25 protein-coding genes, 1 pseudogene and 1 riboswitch are annotated in these 26,584 nt (G+C 53.8%); of the genes and pseudogenes, 14 read left to right on the forward strand and 12 right to left on the reverse strand.

Translation table 11 applies throughout. The annotated features are described in order from the left end of the window. Positions 1–67 precede the first annotated feature (67 nt). The 4 genes from NST37_RS02395 (at position 68) to NST37_RS02410 (ending at position 4,714) form a co-directional block, all read left to right on the forward strand. Positions 68–1,537: an alanine/glycine:cation symporter family protein gene (locus NST37_RS02395; protein ID WP_003389938.1), complete on the forward strand. Its 1,470-nt coding sequence runs from the start codon at positions 68–70 to the stop codon at positions 1,535–1,537. Between the two features lie 199 nt (positions 1,538–1,736). Next, the gene (locus NST37_RS02400; RefSeq protein WP_024983303.1) at positions 1,737–2,390 is read left to right on the forward strand and encodes a LytTR family DNA-binding domain-containing protein; all 654 of its coding nucleotides are present in this window, start codon (positions 1,737–1,739) and stop codon (positions 2,388–2,390) included. A gap of 20 nt (positions 2,391–2,410) precedes the next feature. Next, a complete protein-coding gene (locus tag NST37_RS02405; RefSeq protein ID WP_255320311.1) occupies positions 2,411–2,728 on the forward strand; it encodes a multidrug efflux SMR transporter in 318 nt (105 codons plus the stop codon). A 468-nt stretch (positions 2,729–3,196) separates the two neighbouring features. After that, entirely contained in the window at positions 3,197–4,714 is a 1,518-nt protein-coding gene (locus NST37_RS02410) for an acetyl-CoA hydrolase/transferase family protein (RefSeq protein ID WP_003389933.1), read from the forward strand. A 52-nt stretch (positions 4,715–4,766) separates the two neighbouring features. On the opposite strand, the gene NST37_RS02415 is transcribed toward NST37_RS02410, so the two are convergent. The 9 genes from NST37_RS02415 to NST37_RS02455 all read right to left on the reverse strand — a co-directional run bounded on the left by NST37_RS02415 (position 4,767) and on the right by NST37_RS02455 (position 11,496). Next, positions 4,767–5,795: a cytochrome d ubiquinol oxidase subunit II gene (locus NST37_RS02415; protein WP_003389932.1), complete on the reverse strand. Its 1,029-nt coding sequence runs from the start codon at positions 5,793–5,795 to the stop codon at positions 4,767–4,769. 24 nt (positions 5,796–5,819) lie between these two features. Continuing rightward, positions 5,820–7,166, reverse strand: a complete 1,347-nt coding sequence (locus NST37_RS02420; RefSeq protein ID WP_339186182.1) for a cytochrome ubiquinol oxidase subunit I — start codon at positions 7,164–7,166, stop codon at positions 5,820–5,822. Between the two features lie 151 nt (positions 7,167–7,317). After that, on the reverse strand, positions 7,318–8,079 hold the full coding sequence (locus tag NST37_RS02425; RefSeq protein ID WP_031932611.1) for a pirin family protein: 762 nt from the start codon (positions 8,077–8,079) through the stop codon (positions 7,318–7,320). A 101-nt stretch (positions 8,080–8,180) separates the two neighbouring features. Then, a complete protein-coding gene (locus NST37_RS02430; RefSeq protein ID WP_003389929.1) occupies positions 8,181–8,567 on the reverse strand; it encodes a DoxX family protein in 387 nt (128 codons plus the stop codon). Positions 8,568–8,649: 82 nt separating this feature from the next. Further along, positions 8,650–9,276 (reverse strand): FMN-dependent NADH-azoreductase, encoded by a 627-nt coding sequence (locus NST37_RS02435; RefSeq protein WP_122958081.1) that lies wholly within the window; start codon positions 9,274–9,276, stop codon positions 8,650–8,652. Between the two features lie 116 nt (positions 9,277–9,392). Continuing rightward, a complete protein-coding gene (locus NST37_RS02440) occupies positions 9,393–9,848 on the reverse strand; it encodes a MarR family transcriptional regulator (protein WP_003389926.1) in 456 nt (151 codons plus the stop codon). A 191-nt stretch (positions 9,849–10,039) separates the two neighbouring features. Next, the gene (locus NST37_RS02445) at positions 10,040–10,225 is read right to left on the reverse strand and encodes a hypothetical protein (RefSeq protein ID WP_024983307.1); all 186 of its coding nucleotides are present in this window, start codon (positions 10,223–10,225) and stop codon (positions 10,040–10,042) included. A gap of 99 nt (positions 10,226–10,324) precedes the next feature. Continuing rightward, a complete protein-coding gene (locus tag NST37_RS02450) occupies positions 10,325–10,810 on the reverse strand; it encodes a GNAT family N-acetyltransferase (RefSeq protein ID WP_024983308.1) in 486 nt (161 codons plus the stop codon). Further along, positions 10,810–11,496 (reverse strand): GntR family transcriptional regulator, encoded by a 687-nt coding sequence (locus tag NST37_RS02455; RefSeq protein WP_003389923.1) that lies wholly within the window; start codon positions 11,494–11,496, stop codon positions 10,810–10,812. Before NST37_RS02455 ends, NST37_RS02450 begins: the two co-directional genes overlap by 1 nt. 109 nt (positions 11,497–11,605) lie before the next feature. Between NST37_RS02455 and NST37_RS02460 the strand changes: the two genes are divergently transcribed. The 7 genes from NST37_RS02460 (at position 11,606) to NST37_RS02490 (ending at position 19,619) form a co-directional block, all read left to right on the forward strand. Beyond that, the gene (locus NST37_RS02460; RefSeq protein WP_003389922.1) at positions 11,606–12,544 is read left to right on the forward strand and encodes an EamA family transporter; all 939 of its coding nucleotides are present in this window, start codon (positions 11,606–11,608) and stop codon (positions 12,542–12,544) included. 261 nt (positions 12,545–12,805) lie between these two features. Then, positions 12,806–13,906 (forward strand): carbohydrate kinase, encoded by a 1,101-nt coding sequence (locus NST37_RS02465; RefSeq protein WP_003389921.1) that lies wholly within the window; start codon positions 12,806–12,808, stop codon positions 13,904–13,906. Between the two features lie 3 nt (positions 13,907–13,909). Then, positions 13,910–14,827 carry a pseudouridine-5'-phosphate glycosidase gene (locus tag NST37_RS02470; RefSeq protein WP_003389919.1) on the forward strand — a complete coding sequence of 306 codons (918 nt, stop codon included), beginning with the start codon at positions 13,910–13,912 and terminating at the stop codon, positions 14,825–14,827. Positions 14,828–15,088: 261 nt separating this feature from the next. Continuing rightward, positions 15,089–16,597 (forward strand): diguanylate cyclase, encoded by a 1,509-nt coding sequence (locus NST37_RS02475; RefSeq protein ID WP_339186185.1) that lies wholly within the window; start codon positions 15,089–15,091, stop codon positions 16,595–16,597. A 146-nt stretch (positions 16,598–16,743) separates the two neighbouring features. Further along, positions 16,744–19,161: a heavy metal translocating P-type ATPase gene (locus NST37_RS02480; protein WP_003389917.1), complete on the forward strand. Its 2,418-nt coding sequence runs from the start codon at positions 16,744–16,746 to the stop codon at positions 19,159–19,161. A 19-nt stretch (positions 19,162–19,180) separates the two neighbouring features. Then, on the forward strand, positions 19,181–19,351 hold the full coding sequence (locus tag NST37_RS02485) for a hypothetical protein (protein WP_155807946.1): 171 nt from the start codon (positions 19,181–19,183) through the stop codon (positions 19,349–19,351). A gap of 64 nt (positions 19,352–19,415) precedes the next feature. Beyond that, positions 19,416–19,619, forward strand: coding sequence for a copper ion binding protein (locus NST37_RS02490; protein ID WP_003389916.1), 204 nt, complete (start codon positions 19,416–19,418; stop codon positions 19,617–19,619). Between the two features lie 108 nt (positions 19,620–19,727). Here NST37_RS02490 and NST37_RS02495 read toward each other — a convergent pair whose 3' ends face one another. Together NST37_RS02495 and NST37_RS02500 are read right to left on the reverse strand one after the other, a co-directional pair. Beyond that, the gene (locus tag NST37_RS02495; RefSeq protein WP_024983313.1) at positions 19,728–20,285 is read right to left on the reverse strand and encodes a DUF3267 domain-containing protein; all 558 of its coding nucleotides are present in this window, start codon (positions 20,283–20,285) and stop codon (positions 19,728–19,730) included. 37 nt (positions 20,286–20,322) lie between these two features. Beyond that, positions 20,323–20,703 (reverse strand): DUF2294 domain-containing protein, encoded by a 381-nt coding sequence (locus NST37_RS02500; RefSeq protein ID WP_003389914.1) that lies wholly within the window; start codon positions 20,701–20,703, stop codon positions 20,323–20,325. A gap of 238 nt (positions 20,704–20,941) precedes the next feature. Beyond that, positions 20,942–21,086: riboswitch (cyclic di-AMP (ydaO/yuaA leader) on the forward strand. A gap of 750 nt (positions 21,087–21,836) precedes the next feature. Here NST37_RS02500 and kdpA point away from each other — a divergent pair. The 3 genes and pseudogenes from kdpA to kdpC all read left to right on the forward strand — a co-directional run bounded on the left by kdpA (position 21,837) and on the right by kdpC (position 26,237). Then, positions 21,837–23,510: pseudogene (gene kdpA, locus NST37_RS02505) on the forward strand (potassium-transporting ATPase subunit KdpA). Between the two features lie 87 nt (positions 23,511–23,597). After that, positions 23,598–25,637 (forward strand): potassium-transporting ATPase subunit KdpB, encoded by a 2,040-nt coding sequence (kdpB, locus tag NST37_RS02510; protein WP_339186188.1) that lies wholly within the window; start codon positions 23,598–23,600, stop codon positions 25,635–25,637. 42 nt (positions 25,638–25,679) lie between these two features. Beyond that, the gene (gene kdpC / locus NST37_RS02515; RefSeq protein ID WP_339186755.1) at positions 25,680–26,237 is read left to right on the forward strand and encodes a potassium-transporting ATPase subunit KdpC; all 558 of its coding nucleotides are present in this window, start codon (positions 25,680–25,682) and stop codon (positions 26,235–26,237) included. 161 nt (positions 26,238–26,398) lie between these two features. On the opposite strand, the gene NST37_RS02520 is transcribed toward kdpC, so the two are convergent. Next, positions 26,399–26,521: a hypothetical protein gene (locus NST37_RS02520; RefSeq protein ID WP_255320310.1), complete on the reverse strand. Its 123-nt coding sequence runs from the start codon at positions 26,519–26,521 to the stop codon at positions 26,399–26,401. Positions 26,522–26,584 lie beyond the last annotated feature (63 nt).

Raw genomic sequence — 26,584 nt, forward strand, 5'->3', positions numbered from 1 at the left:
TTTGAATATAGTCAATATTTTATAATTAAACAAGATCATATAATGATTAGGAAGAGGGGGTCATTTTTTGGAGGCGTTCGTTAACTGGTTAAACGGCATTATTTGGAGCCAGGGATTGATTTATCTTTGCCTGGGAGCCGGCTTGTTTTACTCGCTTGCAACCCGCTTCATGCAGGTCAGGCACATCAAGGACATGGTCAAATTAATGTTCGATGGAAAAAGCTCAGAGGCAGGGGTTTCTTCCTTCCAGGCTTTGTCCATGGCCTTGTCCGGACGTGTCGGTACCGGTAATATCGCCGGTGTTGCAACCGCTATCGCTTACGGGGGTCCAGGGGCTGTCTTCTGGATGTGGCTGATCGCCTTCCTCGGGGCCGGATCAGGCTTTGTCGAAGCGACGCTCGGCCAAGTGTACAAGACAAAGCAAGACGGACAATTCCGAGGCGGTCCTGCTTACTACATTGAAAAGGGTCTCAAGCTGAAGTGGTACGCAGTGTTGTTTGCCATCGTGACGGTTTTTGCTACAGGCATGCTTTTGCCTGGCGTTCAGGCGAACAGCATTGCCGCAGGGATGGAAAACGCTTTCGGGATTCATCCGGCAATTACAGGCATTTTCCTCGTTGCTGTGCTTGCCTTCATCATTTTTGGCGGTGTGAAACGGATTGCAAACGTTGCCCAGATCGTAGTGCCTTTCATGGCTCTCGGGTATATTTTGGTTGCCTTAATCATTGTCATTCTGAATATTTCTCAATTGCCAGCTGTTCTGTCTTTGATTTTTTCAAGCGCTTTCGGAGCGGACGCGGCCTTCGGCGGCATCATCGGTTCTGCTATCGCCTGGGGGGTAAAACGCGGAATCTACTCCAACGAAGCCGGACAGGGAACGGCTCCTCACGCAGCGGCTGCGGCGGAAGTGTCGCACCCGGCGAAGCAAGGGCTTGTTCAGGCTTTTTCCGTTTATGTCGATACCCTTTTCGTCTGTACTGCAACCGCTTTCATGATTCTTTTTACCGGGATGTACAACGTAACGCCTGAAGGTGCTCCCGCGATTGTAAACAACCTGGGCGATGTGGAGCCGGGACCTGTTTACACCCAACAGGCTGTCGAATCGGTGCTGCCCGGATTTGGGGCTCCGTTCGTCGCGATCGCCCTGTTGTTCTTCGCATTTACGACGATTATGGCTTACTACTACATGGCCGAGACCAATCTGGCCTACTTGAACCGCACGGTGAAACGAATCTGGTCGGATTACGCATTGAAGATCGTGATTCTCGGCGTCGTTTTCTACGGAAGCGTGAAATCGGCCAGTCTCGCCTGGACGCTTGGCGATATCGGGGTAGGAAGCATGGCCTGGCTGAACGTCATCGCCATACTTCTTTTGACGAAGCCGGCGCTGAAGGTGCTGAAGGATTACGAGGATCAGAAAAAACAAGGAAAAGACCCTGTGTTCGATCCGGTAAAGCTGGGAATCAAGGATGCGGATTTCTGGGAAAAGGAATACAAATACCACGATGCGTCTGAGCCGAAGCGGAAATCTTCCTGATGGTTTAGCACGCGAAAAACTGCTCGCTTCTTTGCTTGGGAAAACATCGAATCGTTTGCTGGCATTGCCTCGTGCGATGCCAGTTTTTTGTGTCTGATTTTCCAACAGAATGCAGCTGTGTCATTTCCGTGTCTCGTGCTCACAGCGGGTAAAATTGTGGTTTAATAGAGATGAGAAACAGGATACAGAGGGATGATCTATGGAGAAAACATTGGTGCCCGAAGTACTGCAAATGATCGGAGAGGTAATACCGGACGGCGTTTCTGTTGCGATTTCGGAAGGCGGACGCTATATCTACTATCAGCCGAGCGCAAGCATTGATCTGAAAATCAAACCGGGAGATCAGGTGCGAGAAGGGTCAGCGACGTACAGAGCGTTGACGGCCAGGCAAAAAGTATCGGAGTATGTGGAAAGCGGTGTTTTTGGCATCCCGTACTACGGGGTTTCCCTTCCGTTGCTGCGCAGCGGCCGCGTAGAAGGATGCATTACAGCGATCTACCCCAAGCAGTTCATGCCGCAGCCGAAAGTGCTGATCGGCAAAGGAGAGGATGGCTGGCTGCCCATTCCGATATCCGATATCATGTACATCCGCTCCCAGGAAGGGAAGACATTGCTGCATACAGCGACGGATTCGTATGCAAACCGCTACAGCCTGTCAGAGCTGGAGCAAATGCTGTCACCCGCCAGCTTTATTCGCTGCCACCGCTCTTTTCTGGTCAATCTGGAGGCGATCGGTTATATCCACCCTCACTTCCATTCAACCTTTCTATTAGAGATGAAAGACAAGCAGCGCACCCGCGTGCCTGTCAGCCAGTCGTATGCGAGTTCATTTCGACAAATATTGGGATTTTAAACGGCAAGCCGGTCATCGGCTTGCTTTTTTACATTCAGGTTGAGGGTGCCTCTCTCGCTGATATCGCTGCAGAAGTGGGGATTAAAAAACTGTCTATTTATAATCACTTCAAAGGCTTATCTGCTGTTGCCGGGGGGATTATTTTTAGCTTCATTTGTTTGACTTTTTCAATGAGAAGTCTTCCTATGGGTACGGCTTACGCGATATGGACGGGGATTGGTACTGTGGGAGGCGCTTTAGTTGGCATGCTTTTCTTCGGTGAATCAAAAGAATGGCGTCGTATCCTGTTCATGGCCATGGTGCTAGCTGCTGCCATCGGACTGAAACTCATCTCTTAAACGTTTGTTTTTCTCTGATTGAAGAAAGCATGAAAGACAATACAAGCTGTAGAGATGAAAAAGCAGAAAACGCGAAAGTCTTTGGGACACCGCCCAGGCGGAACGGAAAGAGCGGAACACGCTCTCAGCGTCCAACTCTGAACAGCTTCCCCCGAAACCGCTGCTTTTGGACGCGGTTCCGCTTTTGGAGTGCAGCCGGACAGTGTTACCCGCAGCAAGTGTCCCACCGTACTGGAGCGTTTTCTGCTTTTTCATCTCCTCCACTAAAGTCCGACCCACAGGCAATAAATGAAACAGCAGAGAGTAATGACAACCAGTTCCGGAATCTATCATTCACCAGCCGAACAACTAACTGCCAAATTTTCTGTTTCACCGCGAATTCTTCTGCTTCGACCCAAATCGAGTGCCCGCTCAGCGACCGTGTGATACTGTAAAGAAAACAAGATCGAAAGTGGCAGGTGGTCATACATGGTATGGGAGCGCTTACGCGATAAACGCCTTCACGATAAAATTGTTCAAGCAGAAGAAGCAGCAAGCTGGATCGAAGACGGCATGACATTGGGTTTGAGCGGCTTTACCCGGGCGGGAGATGCCAAGGTAGTTCCGGTCGCGCTGGCCGAACGGGCAAAGCGGGAAGGAAAACCGTTTTCCGTCAATGTATATACAGGGGCATCGCTCGGTTCCGATGTAGACGCCGTTATGGCCGAGGCAGGCATTGTTCGCAAGCGGCTGCCGTTTCAAGCAGATCCGGTCATGCGCAAAAAAATCAACAGCGGCGAAATGATGTTTATCGATCAGCATTTATCCCACACTGCCGAATGGATTCGTTCCGGCGTGCTGGATCCGATTGATTACGCCATTGTGGAAGCGGTTGCAGTAACCGAAGACGGATACATCATTCCCGCCACGTCGGTCGGGAACTCCAATATATTTGTCGAGTACGCCAAGCATGTCATCATTGAATTGAACATGGTGCAATCTGCCGCTTTGGAAGGCTTGCACGACGTGTATACGCCGGGAAAACAGGGCGAGCGCGAGCCAATCCCGCTGACCAAGGTAGACCAGCGCATCGGCCAAATCGGCATACCGGTAGATCCGGCGAAGGTAAAAGGAATCGTTATCACCAATCAAATGGATTCTCCGTCTACCATCGTCGAACCGGATGAGGAGACGGCGGTCATGGCAGGCCACCTGATCCGCTTTTTGCGCGAAGAGGTGGAAAAGGGCCGCTTGCCGCGCAATCTCGCTCCGCTTCAATCGGGGATCGGAACGGTTGCAAACGCGGTGTTCAACGGATTTTTGGATTCCGAGTTTTCCGACTTGACGGTGTTTTCGGAAGTGCTGCAAGACGCTGTATTCGACCTTCTGGATGCGGGCAAGATCGCTTTTGCCTCGGGCTGCTCCATCACGCTGACGGCTGAAAAGATGAAGCACGTCATGGAAAACCTGGACCAGTATCGCGACAAGCTGCTGCTTCGGCCGCAGGAGATCACCAACCATCCCGAACTGATTCGCCGCATGGGCTTGATCTCCATCAACACGGCTCTGGAAGTGGATATCTACGGCAACGTCAATTCGACCAACGTATCCGGCACACGCATGATGAACGGCATCGGCGGATCGGGCGATTTTGCCCGGAATGCCCGCCTCGCCATCTTTGTCACCAAGTCGATTGCCAAAAACGGACACATCTCCAGTATCGTTCCGTTTGTATCCCATGTGGACCACACCGAGCACGACGTAGACATCATCGTGACCGAGCAAGGGCTGGCTGATCTGCGCGGACTGGCTCCCCGCGAGAGAGCCCGCCTGATCATTGAAAACTGTGCGCATCCGCTGTACCGGGATCAGCTCCGCGATTATTTCGAGGAAGCGCTGACCCGCGGCGGCCATACACCGCATGTACTCGAAAAAGCCTTTTCCTGGCATACGCAATATGCCCAGGAAGGCAGCATGCTTGCAAAAGAGACAGCTTCCTCCCGTTAATCGGGGGGAGGCTTTTTTTATGCCAGAAAAGACGGAGCAGACCCCACGCAGGTTATTTTTGCTGAATATACTGTTCATCTTTCATAAACATCCGCCAGAAGAAAACAAACCCGGGGATGAGGATGGCGAAGCCGACCAGATAGCTCACGAACAAAGCCCGGAACGTGTTGGGGTGAGTAAAACCGGATTCGATCGTAACGGTAGGGTACACGATATAGGGCAGACGGGCGGCTCCGTAGGCGTAGCTTGCCAAGAGATATTGAATAATGACGCCGACAACGGCAAGTCGCGGCGCATAGGCAAGCCGTTTTTGCTCCGGCGGGATCAACAGAGCGATATAACCGACCAAAAACCACGCGACGGAAGCAATCAGCCACGGGAGATAGGCAAGCAGCCTCTCATAGAGCCAGCTCGCCTCCGTTTTCATCGTGACGACTGTCAAAACGGCGGCAAGCAAGGTGAGGGGACCGATGAGAATGGCGTCGCGACGGTAGACGCGAAAGGCTTGCTGTGCGTTGGCTACGCGGGAGTAGTCCGCGAGCAGCAGCGAGGAGAGAAAGAGGGTGCTGCTCACAGCCAGTCCTACATAGGCGTATACATGCGGACTCGTCAGCAGCGCTCCCCAGTCCAGTCTTTCCACCCCATCGATCGTCTGAATAAATCCGCCCTGCGTCAGCGGCAGGACCAGGATCAGCAGAGCCGGGATGAAAAGGCCGCTGATTCCGGAAAAGAAGGCGAGCGTTTTATCGTATTTGCGGACGAGATGGGAGAAAACCATAAAGGCGCTGCGGATCAAAATCAGCAGGAGGATGAGGCTTCCGGGGATGAGCAGCACGGTGCCGAGCGTGTAGGTGGCTCCGGGAAAAAACGTGACCAGCCCGACGACGATCAGCACGATAAATACGTTGACAACCTCCCATGACGGGGACAGGTAACGGTTGGCGATGCTTGTCGCCTTTGTATCTATGCGGTTTACATAAACCATCGACCAGAAGCCGGCGCCGAAGTCAAAGGATGCGGCTACTGCGTAAATCACCACAAAGATCCACACCAGCGTAATCGCCAAAATCGTGTCCGTCATGAACAGAAGCCTCCTTGGATCAAATTAGGGGGCTGTTTCTCTCGACGGCCGGTCCGTTGGATGAAGCTCCAGCGGGTGGCGGCCAAAATAGCTGCGAAAGACCAGAATGGTCACGATGCCGAGAAACAGGTAAACGGCGAGAAAGGTGAAAAACAGCGGGCCGATCCCGGCTGACTGGGTGACAGAGTCGGTCGTGCGCATCACCCGGTAGATGACCCAGGGCTGGCGGCCCGTACAGGCAAAGATCCAGCCGAATTCGATGCCGAGCAAAGCCAGCGGGCCGCTAAGGACAAAGATGCCCAGCACCCAGCGCGGAAACACGGAGCGGCGCAGCAGTTTTTTCCAGGCAAAGCCGAGCAATCCGACGACGATCAGAAGGGAGCCGATTCCCACCATGCCGTTAAACAAGGTGTGGATATAGAGGGGAGGCCAGTACTCCCGAGGGAAGTCATTGAGCCCGACCACCACCTCGTCAAAGCGGTTTCCCGCCAAAAAGCTGAGCATCCAGGGAATTTCGATTCCGTATTTCACTTCCTGGGTTTCCGGATCGGTAAAACCTCCGACGGCCAGCGGGGCATAGGCCTGGGTCTGGAAAAGACCTTCGGCTGCCGCCAGCTTCTCAGGCTGATAGCGGTGCAGCAGTTGGGCCGATTCGTGGCCGTTCAAGGCGGTGAGGAGCGAGAAAGACCCGCCGACGATCAAGCCGAGGAGCAGCGCTTTTTGGTGGAAGGCGTATTCCCGGCTCTCCTGATCGGACTTGATCATTTTCCAGGCAGCGACGGATGCGATGGCAAAAGCGCCTGTCATAAAGGCGGAGACGACGACATGGCCCGCAGTGACGAAAAAGCTCGGATTAAAAAATGCCGCCCAGGGGTCCACATCCACGACCTCTCCGTTTTCAATGCGAAAACCGGCGGGCGTACCCTCAAAAGCATGGACATTGGTGATGAGAACCGCTGAAGCAGCAGCCCCAAGCAGGATCATAAAAACGGAAACGAGCCGCATCAGCGGGGTCAATCGATCGGCGGCATAGACGTAGATGGACATGAAGAGCGCCTCCAGGAAAAAGGCGAAAATTTCGATTTGAAACGGCAGGGAGATCACTTTCCCGACTACTTCCATAAAGCCGGGCCACAAAAGGGACAACTGTACACCTGCGATGGTGCCGGAGGGAATGGCCACACCGAGCAAAATGGCCTGTCCTTTTGTCCAGCGTTTGGCCATCAGCTCGTAGTCGCGGTCCCGGGTGCGCTGGAAGAGAATTTCGGCCAGCAAAATCATCAGGGGCAGCCCTACGCCCAAAGTGGCAAAGATGATGTGAAAGGCCATCGTAGTGCCAAATGTGGCTCGCGCCAGTACAAGATCGTCCACCGTATAACGTCCTTTCACTGTGATGCTTTGTCAAACATTCCCTTTTATTGTCTCTTGGGAGGGGCCGGAATATGCAAAGGCAAACAAACAGGCCGCTCCAGTCAGCGGAGCGGCCTGTTCAATCGTACGGTTTGGAAGGTTGCCTAGTTGTTTACTTTCGGTATAGCGGGTAGTCCACCTCTGACGGCACCTGAATCGCAACGAGGCGGAGCGATTCACCGGAAGGGGCGCTAAACCGGAGCTCTCCGGCCTGATCCGAGGACACCACGGCAAAATCGCCGCCGTGAAGGCCACTCGCTCCTTCTGCCGAATGCAGCTCCCCTTTGCCCGAAACGACAACTGCTGCCAGGGAATACCCCTTTGGAAGCTGCCAACGATAGGAATGATTGGCCGGGATGATGATATCTCTCATCAAAGAGTCGGTCACGAGAGAAATCGGCGCATCCGTACCGATCACCCGTTTCACCTGTACGCCGTCAATCACATCGAGCGGAAACTCTTCATGATTGTACTGGTTGTAAGTGGGCGGCACCTTGACCGCCTGGGAGAGATGAGGCTCAAACCAGATTTGAAACATTTCCGTGCCTGTACTCATTTCTTCGGCGTGATAAGCTCCTGATCCGGTCTGCATTACTTGCGCTCCGCCGGTGGATACTTGCTGCAAATTGCCTAGTGTATCGCGGTGACCAACCGTTCCGTTTAGCACGTACGAAACGATTTCAAAGCCGGAGTGCGGATGCAGCGGTATTTCAAACGTCGTCAGCGATTTGGCCCAAGCCCAGTAAAAGAGGGGGCCGACGCGCTTGACAGCCGTTTCCTCGTGGGGAAAAGCAATCGGTTTGCTCTCCACGATTTCGCCATTGCCGAAATGGCCTTTTCCTTGCTGGTCCGGTGTATAGATGGAAATGTGCATAATGGCCTCCTTGTTATGGGACATATATGACAAAGAAAGTAGCTTCTATGCTAGCTGTTGTTTTGCATAAGGGCAAGGCATAACATGCTGATTGTTTTTGATTAGAACAGCGTATAGGCACCAGGACCGATCAGAGCAACGCCCAAAGCGACAGCAATCAGGGTCAGATTGTATTCGTAGCCGTTTTGTGTTGCCCAGTATCCGTTAGGGCCGTGGACTTTTACAATCGCTACAAGCATCGTGCCGATGATCAGCACAGCGCCTACCCAGGTGCCGACTCCGGCAGCAAACAGCAGTCCGCCAATCAGTTCACTCAAACCAGCCATCAGAGCCATGGCGACGCCGGGCTTCATGCCGATGGATTCAAACCATCCGCCCGTACCCTTTAATCCGTGACCGCCAAACCAACCAAACAATTTTTGTGTACCGTGAGCTGCAAAAGTAAGACCGACAACAAGACGAATGATCAACAAACCTACATCTACCATCATACATTCACTCCTTGTAAAATAATTTTAAATTAGAGTATTTTAAATTTGAGATATTAGTCCAAAAAAAGGCCGGCGGGCCTTAGAAGGATTCCGCCAGTTTTACAGCCTTTTCAATGCCTTCTTGAATAAGTGCTTCCGCTTTGTCAGGGGACGCATTGTGGCCTTCTACGATGACAGTGGACATGTCTTTCACGCCCAGGAAGCCCAGAATGGTTTGCACGTATTTAACAGCCATTTCAACATTGGCAGCAGGACCTTCGGAGTATACGCCGCCGCGTGCGTTCAGCAGAGCCACTTTTTTGTTGTTCAACAGCCCAACTGGACCTTCTGCAGTGTAGCGGAACGTTTTGCCTGCTTGGCACAGGTAGTCGAAATACGTGTGAAGGACAGCAGGTACAGTGAAGTTCCACAGCGGGAATGCGATCATCACTTTGTCGGCTTCGATAAACTGGTTCAGATATTTGTTAACCAGCTCAGCTGCTTTTTGATCTTCAGCAGTCATTTCCATTCCTTTGCCTTGTTTGAACATGGCATTGATTTTTTCTACATCGTAGTATGGCAGGTTTTCTGCGAACAAATCCAGTTCTACGATCTCGTCTTGTGGATGGGTCTCCTTATAAGAGTCCACGAAAGCTTGGTACAGCTTTACGCTGACTGCTTGCTCCACGGGACGGTTGTTGGCTTTGATAAATAATACTTTACTCATGCTTTTCTTATTCCCCTTTCAAAAGGAAAGTATATAACCTTGAAATATTAAATCTTGATTTTAAGATTATTACGTATCGAGGATCTTGTCAAGAGTTTTTACACTTCCATGTTTTTTTATTTATGAAAGCGCTCTTGAGCAGAATGCCCCAACTTTTTTAACAGCTCGATTGCGCTTCTCTTTTCCTCCGGATTGAGGCCACTGACGGCTTGCTCAATGGCTATTTTATGGGAGGGAAAGATGGAAGCCAGAAACTGTTGACCTTTTTCCGTCAGTTCTGCGTAAATAACCCGCCGGTCTTCGGCACATGGCTTGCGGACCAGAAGCTGCTTCTTTTCTAGTTTGTCCACGACGTACGTAATGTTACCGCTCGAGATCAGGATCTTTTCGCCAATTTGCTGGAGAGGCTGGGGACCTTTATGGTACAGCACCTCAAGTACGCCAAACTCGGTGGGATTCAACCCATGCTGGCGGATTTCCCGCGTGGTATGTGCCGTTACCCAGTTATAGGCACGGGCCAAAACCACCATCAGCAAAAGCGAGTCGTCACGATGTTGCTGTTCTTCGGGCATTTGCGTGCACCCCCTTTAGGATTTAGTTCAGTACATATCTCAAATTTAAGATAATTATACACCTCTTAGTGGTGCTTGTCAAAGAAGCGGACAAAACGGCAGCAACGTATCCCGCATCAAATGTAGAAAGGGAAAGCAGGAAAAAGCTCCGGCCATTTGTTTTCATAGCCGGAGCCGGTTCCAGGTTGATTTTAATATTCCACTTTTGTTACCTCTTCCAGAGGTCCAAGAGGATTTTCGTGACCTTCCTTCAATTCCTTTTCCAAGAGCTTCTCATGGTGCTCGTCTGACAGATCAAAGTAGAAGAACTCGCCTTCCTGCTTGTCTTCGCCTTTTGCCTGCGCGTTGTTGTATCGTCCGTCTGTTTGATTCGACACCATCATCCCACCCATTTTTTTCGGTAGTATGTGCCGATGGACAGCAAATCATCCTTTCGCCGGGGGAATCGGCAAGCCGGGACAGCTTCCACGAGTTTTTCAGCAAGACGCAGACAGAGGGCGTTCAAACATGACCATGTCCCATGCCCGGATCCCGTTTTCAATCACGGGCTCGGGATAGGAACAGAAAAAATCCTTGCGAATTTCTGTCATGCGGAAGCCCGCCTTTTGGTAAAAAGCCAGATTGTCGATGCTGGAATTGGCGGTGCCTACTATGATCCGTGAAAAGCCTTTGGAGGCGAAGCGGCTGCAAAGCTCTTCAATTATGGCCTTCCCCACTCCCTGTCCGCGGAATTCCGGCCGGACGGCGAGGTTCTTGATCTCCGCTTCCTCGGGGGACAAAGCGTGCATCAGACAAACGCCCAGCACTTGGTCCTGCTGATCCTGGGCGATATACAGCTCTCCTTCGTACATGTACTGGTCAACGGCCTCGGCCCAGTCATCTGCCAAAAGCAAAAGAGAGCGGTATGCCTTTCTTTCTTCATTCGACTCAATCAGGGAAAGCTTTAGCCAGGGTCTATTCATCAGTCGTCTCCTTTGTTTGCTTTTTCCAGTTGGCGTGCTACCTCATGCATGGGTCTGAGCCAGTTTTGCGTCATCGCTTCGACAGCGGCCGCCGCATTTTTGTCGCGGAGGGCCTGAATCAGTAGACGATGCTCTTCTACTGAAGTGCGGGCAGGCAAAAAATGCTGGAAGAAGACAAATTTTAACCGGCGCAAATGCATGTGCAAGAGGGAGGTAAAGGATGATATGTACGTATTTCCGGCCGTTTCGTGGATCAGCTTGTGAAACGCCTCGTCCAGCTCCATGGCGGCATATGACTGGCTTGTCTCGATCGCTTCGGAAAACTGCCTGTTCAGCTCGGTCAATTCGTCCAGCACCGCATCGGTGATCTTGGGCACGACCAGCTCCGCAGCCAGCGCTTCCAAGGCGATGAGCGGCCGGTAGATGTTGGGGACGTCTTCGGGAGCCAGCTTGGTCACTCGCGTCTCCACACCGGGCTGCATCTCTACAAAGCCCTGCAGCTCCAGGATTTGCAGCGCCTCCCGTACAGGCGTCCGGCTGACTCCTATCGCGTCGGCCAGCTCCGTATCCAATATTTTTTCGCCCGGCTGCAGGGTACCGTCTATGATCCAGGTCTGCAGCTGCTGCAATACCTTGTTTTTCGCGGAGGTTCGTTCGACCTTTCGCAAATTGGGGGGAAGAGGCATGACAAGTCCTCCTTAGAAGGCGTTTTGGTAAAAGAAGCATCTTCTTGTATTTTACAGCAGAATGCGATATATTGCATAATATATTGGATGGGAGAGGAGAAAAAACACCATGATTTCTTCATTACGCGTCCGCGGCTTTACAATGGTGATTGTCGCTTCGATCTTATGGGGAGTCTCAGGCACCGTGGCCCAATCGCTCATGCAGCATTATCAGTTTCAGACGGATTGGCTGGTAGCGTCACGGTTGCTCGCCTCCGGATTGATCCTGCTCGCGCTGTCATTATGTGGGCCGCATCGTCAGAATGTTTGGCGGATTTTGTTCTCCGGCGGTGATTTGGCCCGGCTCCTGCTGTTTTCGATCGCAGGCATGCTCGCGGTCCAGTATACGTATTTTGCCTCGATCGAAGCGGGCAATGCGGCGACTGCGACGCTGCTGCAGTATTTGGGGCCCGTTTTTCTGGTTGTGTATCTCGTCATCAAACTTCGGCAGTTGCCTTCAGCAGCACAGGTGACGGCTCTGATCCTGGCTCTCGGGGGGACGTATCTGCTCATCACGGGAGGAAATCCGGGGAAGCTGACGATTTCCGCTGCCGCCGTTATTTGGGGGCTGGCCTCGGCGCTGGCGCTTGCTTTTTACACCGTATACCCGAAGCCGCTTCTGGGGCGCTGGGGGTCTACAGTCGTCCTTGGCTGGGCGATGCTGATCGGGGGCATCGGTCTTTGCCTGGCAAAACAGCCCTGGCAAGCAACTGACATGATCTGGTCGGTTCCATCGGTTCTGGCTGTTGTCTTCATCGTCTTGTTTGGGACCTTGATTCCCTTTTATCTGTACGTAGACAGTCTGAACTATATCCGCCCGACAGAAACCAGCCTGCTTGCCTGCGCGGAACCATTGTCTGCCGTGATTACGACCGTTGTTTGGCTGCATGTGTCGTTCGGGATGTTTGAGTGGATCGGCGGTTTGTGCATTATCGGGACGATTTTTGCCCTGTCCCGCCATCGGGAAAAAGCGAAGGAGCCGGCGCTGCAGAATGCCGTAGGATCGTAAAAAAGGGCGGGCATAGAGGTCGGAAAATGCAGGCGATCAAAAGCGATCAACCATGGATTAGCAAAAAAGCAACATAACACAGCATAGCCGTTATAGAAGCGCATTCTTGTGACCATCTTTTCGCGGATGGTCAAAGAATGCGTTTTTTCTTGCGGCACCATTATTTTCTCTTTGAAAACTTTTGTCTATGTGATAAACTTTTGTTTGTAAAGAGAAGCAGTTCGAGTTGCAAATGCTACTAAGGCAGAAAGGAGGAGGGCCGTGGACAAAGAAAAACAAATCCTCCGCTACATTCGTGAAAATCCGTTCGTCAGCCAACAGGAGCTGGCTGACAAGATGGGCATTTCCCGGTCGGCGGTGGCTGGCTATATCGCGCAGCTGACCAAGCGCGGCGAAATCAAAGGACGGGCCTATATTCTTCGCGACGAAGAGCTGATCGTCTGCATCGGCGGAGCCAATCTGGACCGGAAAGCGCGGGCCAAGCAGCAAGTGCGGCTCCACTCATCGAATCCGGTAACCATCTCTGAATCATGCGGAGGGGTCGGCCGCAATATCGCGGAAAATCTCGGTCGGCTTGGCTGCAATGTCTCGCTGATCAGCTGTGTCGGGGAAGACAAGGAAGGCGACTGGATTTTGCAGGAAACGAAAAAGCACGGGGTCGATATCAGCCAGGTGTGGCGGTTGCCCACTCAGCGAACCGGTACGTACACGGCGCTTTTGGACAAGGAAGGCGAAATGGTCGTCTCCCTGGCGAATATGGATATTTACGATACGCTCACGCCGCAAATGTTTGCGGAACGGTGGTCCCATATCGCAGCCGCCCGGGCCGTTTACCTCGATACGAACCTTCCTGCAGACTGTTTGGCATACGTGATCGGACGCTGCCGGGATGAGGGCATCGCGCTGTTCGTCGATCCGGTTTCTTCTGCCAAGGCGGAAAAACTGCCCGAGCGTTTGGACGGAGTCGAAGCAATCCTGCCGAATCGCGAGGAAGCCGAGCTTTTGTCAGGCATGGAGATCAAAACCATGCAGGACTGCGAAGAAGCGTGCCGGAAAATCAGGGCACGAGGCGTGAAAAGTGTCGTGGTGACGCTCGGCGAACAGGGCATTTATTATCAATCGGAGGACCAGGCGGAGAAGCTGGCCCCCTACCCGACAGAGGTAGTGGACGTGACGGGAGCGGGCGACGCTTTTGCCTCCGGTCTTTTGTACGGGGTCGTAAACGGTGAGCCGCTGGGCAGAGCGTGCCGGCTCGGCATGGCTGCTTCGGCCTTGACGCTGCAGACCGAGTATTCGGTATCGCCGCTGCTGAAGCCGGAGGAACTGGAACAAACGATAAACCAATACGAAGAGGAGCGATAACGGATGAAACAATACCTGACTTTTACAGATGAAGTGCGCCATGCATTGGACAATAACTTGCCAGTTGTAGCCCTGGAAACAACAATCATTTCCCACGGGATGCCGTATCCGCAAAATATCGAGATGGCGAAGGAAGTCGAGCAGATCATCCGTGACAACGGCGCGGTACCGGCAACGATCGGGATTATGGACGGAAAAATCAAGATCGGGCTGTCGGAAAGTGAACTGGAAGAGTTCGCGACGAACAAATCCGTTGAAAAAGTAAGCCGACGCGATTTCCCGTACATTCTCGCCAGCGGCAAAATCGGGGCGACGACGGTAGCCGGTACGATGATCGCAGCCCAGCTGGCAGGCATCCGCGTTTTTGCCACAGGCGGCATCGGCGGTGTTCACCGCGAAGGCGAAATCACCTGGGACGTGTCTGCTGACCTGACCGAGCTGGCGCAAACGGGCCTCGCAGTCGTATGCGCCGGATGCAAGTCGATTCTCGATATCGGCCGTACCCTCGAATACTTGGAGACACAAGGGGTGCCTGTCGTCGGCTATCGCACGGATGAGTTCCCTTCCTTCTTCGCAAGAGAGAGCGGCTTTGGCGTCGATTTCCGTCTGGATGCTCCAGAAGAAGTCGCAACCGTGATGGATACGAAGTGGAAGCTCGGTCTGGACGGCGGTCTTGTCATCGCCAACCCGGTACCGGAGAAGGATGCGCTTGATCACGGCAAGATCGAGGCAGTCATTCTGCAAGCGCTGAAGGAAGCGAAAGAAAACGGAATCGCCGGCAAAAAGGTAACGCCGTTCTTGCTCTCGAAAGTAAAAGAACTGACAGAAGGCAAAAGCCTGCAAACCAATATTGCCCTGGTGAAGCACAATGCAGCCGTGGCTGCGCAGATTGCCGCCGCTTATCATAAAAAGCAAGGGTAAATAAATACGCAAGGCTAATGAATATGCAAGGCTCAAAAGCAAATGCGGGAAGCCCTGTTCCGAATGGGAGGAGCAGGGCTTTTTGCCATTTCAAAAAGGTGACGAACAGACAAAAACGGGCTTGCGATTTCAAGGAAGAGGGTCCGAAAACATTTACAAGTGAACCTTGCAGCTTTATGATGTAGCGGAGTACGTCTGCCATGCTGATCGCCCGTGACGGGGTCGCATGTGGCATACTAAGAAAGCAGAAGGCGTGAGAGTGTGTTAAAAGATTTCGGTACCAATCTGGCTACCTTGATTTCGTGCTTCTTGATCATCGGTCATATTTACAAAGGAAAGCTGGTCGTACCCCAGTCCCCCATCCGCATCCGTCTGGTGTATGGCGGTTTGCTTGGCATGGTAGGTGTCTTGCTGATGCTGTATGCGATCAGAGTCTCTCCTTCTGTGGTGGCGGATTTGCGACATATAGTGATTGTGTTGTCAGCTTTTTTCGGAGGGATGCCTGCGGCCCTGGCTTCAGCCGTCATCATCGCGGTCGGACGGGTGGGATTGTATGGTGTAAGTGCCGCCTCGCTGACTGCTGCATTTTTTGCCATCCTGATCGGAATCGGGTGTGGCGCCCTGTCGTATTTCCGAATGCAGCCCTGGAGCAGGATTATCCTTTTGAACTTCTACGGGATTGTCGTGGCCACATCTTCTCTGTACATGAATCTTCCCGATACATCTTTGTTAATGCAAGTGGCGATGTATCAGTGGCCAATATCCCTCATGGGGGGGATCCTCAGTTATTTGGTCATGACGTATATTCGCCGGACCAATCACCTGCTTTACGAGCTTGAGGAGAGCGAGGAGCGCTACCGGCGCTTGGTGCAGCTCTCTCCAGACGGAGTGCTTGTGGTGTCGGAAGGCAGAGTTGTGTTGGCCAACGACGCTGCTTTAAAGCTTTTGGGACTGGAAAAAAGGGAGCAGCTGCTGGGAAAACCGCTGTATACCTTTACGAAAGAGGAGTGGCGAGCCGAAGCCTGTCGCGATACGTATGCGCATAAGCATATGGAGTCTGTCACGGATCTGATCGAGACGAGGTTTCGCCGCCAGGATGGCAGCGAGGTGGATGTCGAGACAGCGAGTACATGGATTTCCTATCGAGGCGAGCCGGCCCAATTGATTCATTTTCGCGACATTACGCTTAGGAAGCGGGCAGAGGAGCAGCTGATGTCAGCCAACCAGCTTTTGCGCGATTTGACCAATATGGACGGATTGACTGGCGTAGCCAACAGGCGCTGCTTCGACGAGCGAATTCGCGCGGAGTGGGAAGCATGTCAATCGAGTGGGGTTCCGTTCTCGCTCATTATGTTTGATCTCGATTATTTTAAAATGTACAACGATACCTACGGGCATCAACCGGGAGACAGGTGTTTGCGGGAAGCAGCAGGAGCAGCTGCAGCAGCCGTATCTGCGCTGAAGCTTCAGGGAGTGATGGTCGCCCGTTATGGTGGAGAAGAATTTGCGGTGCTGCTGCCGGGTACAGACGCAGATCGGGCCCTTGGAATAGCGGAGGATGTGAGGGAGCGAATCGTATCTCTGGCCATTCCGCACAGCGGCTCAAAGGCAAGCAGTGTGGTGACGGTGAGCGTAGGCGTCTCAACGCTCCTGCCTGCCGAGGCAATATCCCCGGAAAATGCCATAGAGCGAGCCGACCAGGCTCTTTATGAAGCAAAAAAAGCAGGGCGCAACTGCGTTCGGATGGCTTCGCAGACCCCGTTTTGCTGAAATGGACAAGCGGGGAAATTTTTTTGAAAAAAACGCTTGATATACCCTATGGGGGTATTGTATACTGAAGTTGCGATAAGAAAAGACGTAAGGGGAATACTAATAAAAATATACCCCATATGGGTATTTGATTCGGAGGAATCAACATGAGCGGCAAAGTAAAAGAAGCGACAGTCGCCATATCCGGCATGACATGTGCAGCGTGTGCCATTCGGATCGAAAAAGGTCTGCAAAAGCTCGAAGGCGTCGAGTCCGCAAGCGTCAACCTCGCCCTGGAAAAATCGACAGTTGTCTATGACGCCGAAAAAATGAGCTTTCAGGACATCCAGAAAAAAATCGAGGATTTGGGGTACGGAGTGATCACCGACAAGGTAGAGCTCAACATCTCGGGAATGACCTGCGCTGCCTGCGCGACCCGGATTGAAAAAGGGCTGCAAAAGGTACCGGGCGTCATCCAGGCGCATGTCAACCTCGCCTTGGAAACAGGCTCTGTCGAGTACGACGCGAGCCAGGCGAGCGTCGCCGACCTGATCAGGCAGGTGGAAAAGCTGGGGTATCAGGCCGTACGCAAGGATGAGCAGTCCGAGGCGGAAACGGCGGACCGCCGGGCCCAGGAAATCGAACGGCAGACCGGAAAGTTTCTCTTTTCCCTGATCCTTTCCCTGCCGCTTCTGTGGGCGATGGTGAGCCACTTTTCCTTTACCTCGTTCATCTGGCTGCCCGATATGCTGATGAACCCGTGGGTGCAGCTGGCTTTGGCGACACCGGTTCAGTTCGTTGTCGGTAAACAATTTTATGTTGGAGCATACAAGGCTTTGCGCAACAAAAGCGCCAACATGGATGTGCTGGTCGCACTCGGCACCTCGGCCGCTTACTTCTACAGTTTGTACATGGCGATCCAATCCATCGGCACAGGGGCCCACATGATTGAGCTGTATTTTGAGACCAGCGCGGTATTGATTACCTTGATCCTGCTCGGCAAGCTGTTCGAAGCCAAGGCAAAGGGCCGCTCCTCGGAGGCGATTCGCAAGCTGATGGGCTTGCAGGCCAAGACGGCAGTGGTCATACGGTACGGAGAGGAAATGACGATTCCGGTAGACGAAGTGCGCCCGGGGGACATCGTCTATGTAAAGCCAGGAGAAAAGGTGCCGGTAGATGGCGTCGTTTTGGAAGGACAGTCGGCTGTCGATGAATCGATGCTGACTGGTGAAAGCATTCCGGTGGATAAGACTGTCGGAGACAACGTGATCGGCGCGACACTGAACAAAAACGGTTTTCTCCAGATTCAGGCGACCAAGGTCGGAAAAGAAACGGCACTGGCTCAAATCATCCGCGTAGTCGAGGAAGCGCAAGGCTCCAAGGCTCCGATCCAGCGCCTGGCGGACAGCATATCCGGCGTGTTCGTTCCGGTTGTAGTCGGGATTGCCGTCCTCACCTTCGTGATCTGGTACTGGTTCGTTTCGCCGGGCGATTTCGCCTCGGCATTGGAAAAGGGAATCGCGGTGCTCGTCATTGCCTGCCCGTGCGCATTGGGACTGGCTACGCCTACTTCGATCATGGCCGGTTCGGGCCGCGCGGCAGAGCTGGGCATCCTGTTTAAAGGCGGAGAGCATCTGGAAACGGCGCACCGATTGGATACCATTGTACTGGACAAAACGGGTACCGTAACGAAAGGCGAGCCCGAGCTCACGGACGTCTTTGCTTATGACATGGACGAAAGCGAGCTGCTGGCACTGGTCGGAGCCGCCGAGAAAAATTCGGAGCATCCGCTGGCCCAGGCGATTGTCAAAGGGATTGGCGAAAAAGGAGTTTCACTGGGGGCTGCTGAAGCGTTTGAAGCGATTCCCGGATTCGGGATCCGCGCGGTCGTAAACGGCAGGGAGGTTCTCGTCGGAACGCGCCGCCTGCTTGCCGAAAAATCGATTTCCTATGAACAGGCCGCAGATGTCATGTCTTCCTTGGAGAAGGAAGGAAAAACAGCGATGCTCGCTGCTGTCGATGGACGCCTGGCTGGTATGGTCGCCGTGGCAGACACGATCAAGCCGACTTCCCGCGAAGCGGTAAAGCGGATGAAGGAAATGGGCCTGACTGTCATCATGATGACCGGGGACAACAGGCAGACGGCAGAAGCGATTGCCCGTCAGGCGGGGATTGACCAGGTGATTGCCGAGGTGTTGCCGGAAGGAAAAGCGGACGAAGTGAAAAAGCTGCAGCAGCAAGGCCGCAAAGTAGCGATGGTGGGAGACGGCATCAACGATGCGCCCGCACTGGCTACAGCCGACATCGGCATGGCCATCGGCACCGGAACGGATGTGGCGATGGAAGCGGCGGACATCACGCTGATGCGCGGAGAGTTGACCAGTGTCGCCGACGCGATCGTGATGAGCCACAAGACGATCCGCAACATCAAGCAAAATCTGTTTTGGGCATTCGCCTACAATACAGTCGGGATTCCGTTCGCAGCACTCGGTTTTCTCGCGCCGTGGCTGGCCGGGGCCGCAATGGCCTTCAGCTCTGTCTCTGTCGTGCTGAACGCCCTGCGCCTGCAGCGGGTGAAATTGTAATGGGAAAGGGGAAACGAGGATGAATCTCAAAACAAAATGGGCGCTCTCGGCAATCGTCTATCTGCTGCTCGTCATCGGCGGCTATCAGCTGTACACAGTCTGGGCCGGTCCCGACGAGGCTCCTCACCAGCAACCGGCTGGCCATGCCATAGAACAAGGCAAGACCCATCTGTCTCATCCCCAGGGTTGACCTTGGGAGCGGTGAGGCGGCATGGTTATCATATAAAAAGGAAAATTGAGAAGGAGAGATCATGATGCAAAACGTAACGCTGAAAGTAGAAGGAATGTCCTGCAACCACTGCGTAAACTCGATTGAAAAAGCGCTGAAGGAGCTGGGTGCGGCAGGCAAAGTTGACCTGGCGGCAAAAACGGTCGAGGTGTCTTTCGACGAAGGCAAACTGACTGTGGATGCGATCAAGGAAGCGATTGAAGATCAGGGCTACGATGTTGTAGCGTAAAACGGTTTTTGGAAGTAAAGAAGCCGCGTATCGGGTGATGGCAAACGTCACTCGCATACGCGGCTTTTTTTGTATTTTTGGGGTGGATGAACGCTGCTGTGACAAACCTCACTTGCTTCCATTGCCATCTTCCACGGGAATATAGGCGTCATAACCGATGCTGTCCACAGAATCGGTAATAAGCGTCTGCCGGTCATACTTCCGCAGTGTCCACAGGATGTAAACATCGCCAAAGCTGCCGGCTATCATAAAAAAGCTCCACAAGTACCAAAAAAGCGAATGTCCCATAAGGGAAAGACAAAAAGGGACCAATCCCAAGATCAAGCCGGGCAGCAGTACTGCGAACCGGTAGCGGGATACCGCAATCGGTTTTGCGCAGCAGCAGTAGAAAACCAGTTTCTTCGGTACAAATCCAAAGCGGATGTCGGAGAACGAGACTTCCCTGCTGAGCAAAAAGCCAATCCCGTGCAAGCATTCATGGACGACAATCCCGGCGACCACCAATAGCAGAAAGAGAAAAAGACCTTGGATCGACACGGAAAACGTCACCTCGCCGCCGTACAGGAAAAGGGCAGCGATGAAAAAAGCGATGGAAAAGAAGATACTGTAAATGTTTGCTTTCAGAGGATCGAGCACCACCTGCTGCCTCCGATACTTTTCGTTCAAGCTTTGTTCCCTCCAAACGGCGATGACTCACTAGAGTTTAGCTTTTCATGTCCAACAGCGCCTTCTCCAAATCCTTGTTCAGCACGTAAACCTCGATCCGCTCGCCCATTTTTGTGCTGATATCGCTGTGGCTGGAAAGCACCCTGCAGCCGGTGATGGTTTCGACGATCTCCTCGCACTCCTTGCTGTACATCTCGCGCAGGACCTCTCGCATTTCCTTGACCACGCGGCGTCCCTTTTCATGATGAGCCAAATGCTTTTCCTCGACAGTGAGGACGCCTTTGAAGCGGCAGATCACCATATCGCCGACGATGTACGATTTTCCTTCCTGCGGGCCGCGTCCGATCAGTTCGCGCTGAAACTTGATAAACGCTTCGCTGATCTCGGCTTCCATTTTCTTCTTGTGGGAAACGGCCAAACCAATTCCTCCCTATCTTGTCATTGAGCCCTATCTTACTGAGCGCCAGAGAGGCTGTCAACGCGAGAATGGAGAAAAAAGGAAACGGGAGATAACGGGCAAAATAATTTGATCGCTTGAGAGAATGAACGATTTATCCGTTTTCATTCCGATTTTTCTCCCAAAAGAATCGGAAATCGGTCAAAATCAGCCGTTCACAACCAATCGCGTCCGACTTATAATGACACATAACAACCAATTGCAAATCTGGCCTAGTCCCGGGGCGCCCGGGAGCGGAGGACCCAATCAGTAGGGGTTAATTCCACGGTTTTTGTGGAAGGGATGAGAAACTCTTTCGCCATCCTACCCGTCAGCTAACTTCGTCGGCTAAAGCGAGGGAGGTCAAAAGACCGCCTGTTCGAGGAGGCTTTTTTTGTTGCCCAAATGCGGCAGCAATCCGCCTGTTCGATCTGATTTGCAGGTCTTTTCGTTTTTCTGTCAGTAAAAATCGTCTGTTTTGGAAAAAGGAACAGGGAGACAGAGCGCAAAGAGGGCAATGGATTGCCGGCTGGGCGTTAGGTAGACCAATGAGTACTTTTTCCCCGACAAGGCAAAGCAAGAGACACAACCGGCGGATCGAAGGGAGAAGCGATTCTGGATGAATCGCCGTCCGGCCCGATCCGTTTGCGAGCGGCTGTTTTTTTGGCTGCCCGCAGTGGCCTGTGCTTGTTTGTCGCCTGGGGAAGGAGTAAGCATTGGTCTATTTTTTTACCCAAAGGCACCGCTCCGGGCATCGCTTGGGAGAGGGGCAGAGGCGTAAGCGAAAGAGTCCGCTCGGCTCATACACGACAAGTCAAAGGGAGGATGAAAGCAAGCAAGTATTCCGGGTGGATTGGACTATAAGCAATTTCCTGAGCATGGAGGGAGGCTCGAAGATGGACGCGGTTTCCGTATTGCTGATCGCCTTGTCGTTTGCGATTTTTTACGGCGTCGTCAAGTTTTGCGAGGCAGTAGCAGAAGAGCAGGAGGGGAAGAAGGAATGAGCGTTTTGCTGTTGATCGCCGCCGGGCTGATCGTATACCTGTGCCACGCCCTTGTTTATCCGGAGAAATACTAGAGTCCGTCTGTTTGAAACATGTGAGGAGGAGCTTGTTGTGGACTTCATCCAAATTTCGTTGTTTTTGGCCTTGCTGCTTGCGGCCGCCATCCCGATGGGCCGTTATCTGGAGAGGGCCTTTGCCCTTGAGAGGACCAGGATGGACAAAGTGTTCGGCGGCGTAGAGCAGGCCCTCTATAAGGTGTCCGGCATTCGGACAGGGGACATGAACTGGAAGCAGTATGTTGTGGCTCTGCTGGCCAGCAACCTGGCGATGGCCGCCATCTGCTATCTGATTTTGCGGCTGCAGGGGATTTTGCCGGGCAATCCGGCGGGCATCGGCGCGATGGAACCGCTGCTGGCATTCAATACCGTCACATCCTTTCTGACCAATACGAACCTGCAGCATTACAGCGGCGAGACAGGACTTTCCTATCTGTCGCAAATGGCTGTCATTATGTACCTGATGTTTACTACGCCAGCGACGGGAATCGCCGCCGTGATGGCATTCATGCGGGGAGTGACCGGCCAAAAAAGCCTCGGCAACTTTTACGTCGACCTGGTGCGTGCCCATACACGGCTGCTGATCCCGCTGGCTGTCGTCGTCACGCTGGTACTGGTCAGCCAGGGAGTACCGCAGACGCTGGAGCCGGCGGCGACCGCCCATACGCTCGAAGGCGTGGAACAGCAGATCGCGCGAGGGCCTGTAGCTTCCCAGGTTGCGATCAAGCATCTGGGAACGAACGGAGGCGGCTTTTTCGGCGTCAACTCGTCCCATCCGTTTGAAAACCCGACGCCGTTTACCAATGTGCTGGAAATGCTCTCGATGTTTGTCATCCCGGCCGCGCTGCCGATTGCGTTTGGGCACATGGCGAAAAGCCGCAAGCAGGGGTGGATTTTGTTTGCCGCTATGGGGCTGATGTTCCTTGCCTTTTAAACCATGGTGTACATCAGTGAAACGAACGGCAACCCGGCTCTGGCAAAAGCGGGCCTCTCTCAGGAGATGGGCAGCATGGAAGGAAAGGAAGTACGCTTCGGCATCGTGCAAAGCGCCCTGTTTACCGCGGTGACCACAGCCGCCACGACCGGCACGGTCAACAACATGCACGACACCCTGACGCCGCTGGGCGGCCTGGTTCCGCTCGCGCAGATGATGCTCAACTGCGTCTTTGGCGGCGACGGAGTCGGCATGGTCAACATCCTGATGTACGCCTTGCTGGCGGTGTTTCTGGCCGGGCTGATGGTCGGGAGGACGCCCGAGTTTCTGGGCCGCAAGATCGAGGCAAAGGAGATGAAGCTGATCGCGCTCACGCTTCTCGTCCACCCGTTGATCATTTTGGCGCCGTCCGCCGTGGCTCTTGCCACCGAGATGGGCAGCACCGCCATCTCCAATCCCGGCTTTCACGGCATTTCGCAGGTCGTCTACGAATTCACGTCCTCGGCTGCCAACAACGGCTCGGGCTTTGAAGGGCTGGGGGACAACACGCCGTTTTGGAATATTTCGACCGGCTTGGTCATGCTGTTTGGGCGGTACATCTCCATCATCACGATGGTTGCGGTAGCCGGGTCGCTGCTCAGAAAAACGCCGGTGCCGGTGACCTTGGGCACGCTACAGACCGACAGCAGCGTCTTTTTGCTTATTCTCTTGGCGACAGTCCTGATCGTCGGGGCGCTGACCTTTTTCCCGGTCGTTGCGCTGGGTCCAGTGGCCGAGTGGCTGACGATCCGATAGACACGTGTATGTAATTGATATGGCTGACCTTGGATTATTGCCGACCCGGAGTATAAACAAAGCGGCTCCGGGGGAAGGAGACTTTCGATGAGTACACAGCGCAAAACCGCGCTTTCCCATGATTTGTACAAACGGGCTCTGCTGGATTCATTCCGGAAGCTGGACCCGCGCGTGATGTGCAAAAATCCGGTGATGTTCGTCGTCGAAGCAGGATTTTTGATCACGCTGCTCTTGGCTTTTTTTCCGACCTCTTTTGGCGGCCAGTCCGATCCGGGCTACAATGCGGCCGTCAGCTTGATCCTGCTGTTCACGATCCTCTTTGCCAACTTTGCCGAGGCGCTCGCCGAAGGCCGGGGCAGGGCGCAGGCGGACAGCCTGAAAAAAACGAAACAGGATGCGGTGGGCCGGCTCGTCCAAAAGGATGGAAGCGTCAAAGCGATCCCGGCCACCAAGCTGCGAAAGGGCGATCTCGTGATCGTCGAGGCGGGCGAAATGATCCCGGGCGACGGCGAAATTGTCGAAGGCGTCGCGTCGGTGGATGAATCGGCGATCACCGGAGAGTCCGCCCCCGTGATCAAGGAGGCGGGCGGGGATTTCAGCTCGGTCACCGGCGGAACGCGGGTCGTCAGCGACACGATCAAGGTGCGGATCACTGCCGATCCGGGCGAATCGTTCCTGGATCGCATGATCAGTCTCGTAGAAGGGGCCAAGCGGCAAAAAACGCCGAACGAAATCGCATTGAGCACGCTCCTCGTCACGCTGACGCTGATTTTTCTGATCGTCTGCACGACGCTTTTGCCGATCGCCGGTTACGTGAATGCAGCTATCCCCATGGCGACGCTGATCGCGCTGCTGGTCTGCCTGATTCCTACCACCATCGGGGGGCTTTTGTCAGCCATCGGCATCGCCGGCATGGATCGCGTCACGCAGTTCCATGTGATCGCCAAATCGGGGAAAGCGGTAGAGGCCGCAGGCGACATCAACACGATTATTTTGGACAAAACCGGAACGATTACGTTTGGGAACCGGATGGCCGCGGCCTTTTTCCCGGTCGGGAATGCGAGCGAGGAGGAATTGAGCCTGGCTGCGGCGCAAAGCTCCATCTTTGACGAGACGCCGGAGGGAAGGTCTATTATCGAACTGGCAAAGCGGCAGGGAGTTTCTTCGCCTGTTCTGGATATCCCTCGGGCAGTGGGAATCGAATTTCGGGCGGAGACGAGAATGAGCGGCACGCTGCTTCCGGACGGGCGTGAAATACGCAAAGGAGCTGTCGATGCGATCAAGGCGCATATCGCAGAAAAAGGCGGTCAGATTCCCGCGGAGCTGGAGGAGAAAATGCGGCTGATCGCCACAGAGGGCGGCACGCCTTTGGCTGTAGCCGTGGACGAACGCATCCTCGGGCTGATCTATCTCAAAGATACAGTCAAGCCGGGTATGCGGGAGCGCTTCGAGGAGCTGCGGCGGATGGGCATCCGCACCGTCATGTGCACGGGCGACAATCCGCTGACGGCGGCGACGATTGCCCGTGAGGCGGGGGTAGACGACTTCGTTGCGGAGGCGAAGCCGGAAGACAAGATTTCCTTGATCAAAAAAGAGCAGGCGCAAGGGAAGCTGGTCGCTATGACGGGAGACGGCACCAACGACGCTCCGGCGCTGGCCCAGGCGGACGTCGGGCTGGCGATGAACAGCGGTACCGTGGCGGCGAAGGAAGCAGCCAACATGGTGGATCTCGATTCCGATCCGACCAAAATCATCGAGGTGGTAGCGATTGGCAAGCAGCTTTTGATGACCCGCGGAGCATTGACGACGTTCAGCATCGCCAACGACGTCGCCAAGTATTTCGCGATCATCCCGGCGATGTTCATGCTGGCAATTCCGCAGATGTCGGCGCTCAACATCATGCAGCTGGCTACACCGCAAAGCGCCATACTGTCCGCGCTGATCTTCAATGCCGTCATCATCCCGATCCTGATTCCGCTGGCGATGAAAGGGGTCAAATACGTCCCGATGAGCGCAAGCAGGCTGCTTGGCCGCAATCTTGCCTTATACGGATTGGGCGGAATCGCCGCTCCGTTTGTCGGCATCAAGCTGATCGACTTGGCGCTGGTCTCGCTGAGCCTGGTCTAAATCGTCACGACACCCATAATGGAAAGGAATAGGTGAATGTCCATGCTGCAAAATGTTCGTCTCAGTGTCGTTCTGCTTTTGATCTGCGGGCTTGCCTACCCGCTGGCGATGACCGGCATCTCCAAGCTGGCGATGCCCGCCAAGGCGAGCGGCAGCCTGATCGTGGATGACAAGGGAAACGTGATCGGTTCAGAGCTGATCGGCCAAGCGTTTACAGACCCGAAGTATTTTACGGGACGCATTTCTTCTATTGAATATAATGCGGCAAGCTCCGGCTCCAACAACTACGCCCCGTCCAATCCGGCTTTGGCCGGGCGGACGACAAAGGACATAGAGGCTTTTCTGAAGGCCAATCCGACAGTCAAGCGGGAAGAGATCCCCGCCGATCTCTTGACCAACTCCGGCTCCGGGCTGGACCCGCACATTTCCCCCGAGGCGGCTCGCGTACAGGTAGAGCGCATCGCAAAAGCGAGGAATCTCGATCAGGCTAGGCTGAACGCCTTGATTGACGAGTATACCGAGGAGCGGAGTCTGGGTGTCTTTGGACAGCCCCGGGTGAATGTACTCAAGCTGAATATTGCGCTCGACCGGATGAAGTAGAGGGCAGGCCAAAGGAGCTGGCAGACCAAAATGAACTGGCAGATAAAAATGAGTGGCAGGCCAAAATGAGCCGGCAGGAAAAAAGGAGCGGGAAAGACCGTGAAGTCTGCTTCTTTTTTCCTTCAGGAAAGCAGGCTTGCCAGTGACTTGCCGCAAGTCAGCTACCGTGTGCATTCCCGGAAGCTGACCCGGAAAGGAGCGCCAATTAAACGATCGATTAACAAGGCGGTAAGAGGCAGGCGGCGTTCCTCCATGATCGTTTCGTGAACAATTGCCGGTGCCACTCGCGCAGCCACCCAGCTTTTGCTACACTGGATATATTAGCGTTCGTTTATTTGATAAGGAGG

It is taken from the genome of Brevibacillus sp. FSL K6-6036, from assembly GCF_037964015.1.
GTDB lineage: Bacteria > Bacillota > Bacilli > Brevibacillales > Brevibacillaceae > Brevibacillus > Brevibacillus borstelensis.

Bases quoted from the DNA above. Each gene is read 5' to 3' on its own strand.
- NST37_RS02470 (WP_003389919.1), top strand. From the start codon at position 13,910: ATGAAACAATACCTGACTTTTACAGATGAAGTGCGCCATGCATTGGAC.
- NST37_RS02485 (WP_155807946.1), top strand. From the start codon at position 19,181: ATGAATCTCAAAACAAAATGGGCGCTCTCGGCAATCGTCTATCTGCTG.
- NST37_RS02400 (WP_024983303.1), top strand. From the start codon at position 1,737: ATGGAGAAAACATTGGTGCCCGAAGTACTGCAAATGATCGGAGAGGTA.
- kdpB (WP_339186188.1), top strand. From the start codon at position 23,598: ATGAGTACACAGCGCAAAACCGCGCTTTCCCATGATTTGTACAAACGG.
- NST37_RS02430 (WP_003389929.1), bottom strand. From the start codon at position 8,567: ATGGTAGATGTAGGTTTGTTGATCATTCGTCTTGTTGTCGGTCTTACT.
- NST37_RS02415 (WP_003389932.1), bottom strand. From the start codon at position 5,795: ATGACGGACACGATTTTGGCGATTACGCTGGTGTGGATCTTTGTGGTG.
- NST37_RS02425 (WP_031932611.1), bottom strand. From the start codon at position 8,079: ATGCACATTTCCATCTATACACCGGACCAGCAAGGAAAAGGCCATTTC.
- NST37_RS02450 (WP_024983308.1), bottom strand. From the start codon at position 10,810: ATGAATAGACCCTGGCTAAAGCTTTCCCTGATTGAGTCGAATGAAGAA.
- NST37_RS02435 (WP_122958081.1), bottom strand. From the start codon at position 9,276: ATGAGTAAAGTATTATTTATCAAAGCCAACAACCGTCCCGTGGAGCAA.
- kdpC (WP_339186755.1), top strand. From the start codon at position 25,680: ATGCTGCAAAATGTTCGTCTCAGTGTCGTTCTGCTTTTGATCTGCGGG.
- NST37_RS02410 (WP_003389933.1), top strand. From the start codon at position 3,197: ATGGTATGGGAGCGCTTACGCGATAAACGCCTTCACGATAAAATTGTT.
- NST37_RS02440 (WP_003389926.1), bottom strand. From the start codon at position 9,848: ATGCCCGAAGAACAGCAACATCGTGACGACTCGCTTTTGCTGATGGTG.
- NST37_RS02460 (WP_003389922.1), top strand. From the start codon at position 11,606: ATGATTTCTTCATTACGCGTCCGCGGCTTTACAATGGTGATTGTCGCT.
- NST37_RS02480 (WP_003389917.1), top strand. From the start codon at position 16,744: ATGAGCGGCAAAGTAAAAGAAGCGACAGTCGCCATATCCGGCATGACA.
- NST37_RS02455 (WP_003389923.1), bottom strand. From the start codon at position 11,496: ATGCCTCTTCCCCCCAATTTGCGAAAGGTCGAACGAACCTCCGCGAAA.
- NST37_RS02490 (WP_003389916.1), top strand. From the start codon at position 19,416: ATGCAAAACGTAACGCTGAAAGTAGAAGGAATGTCCTGCAACCACTGC.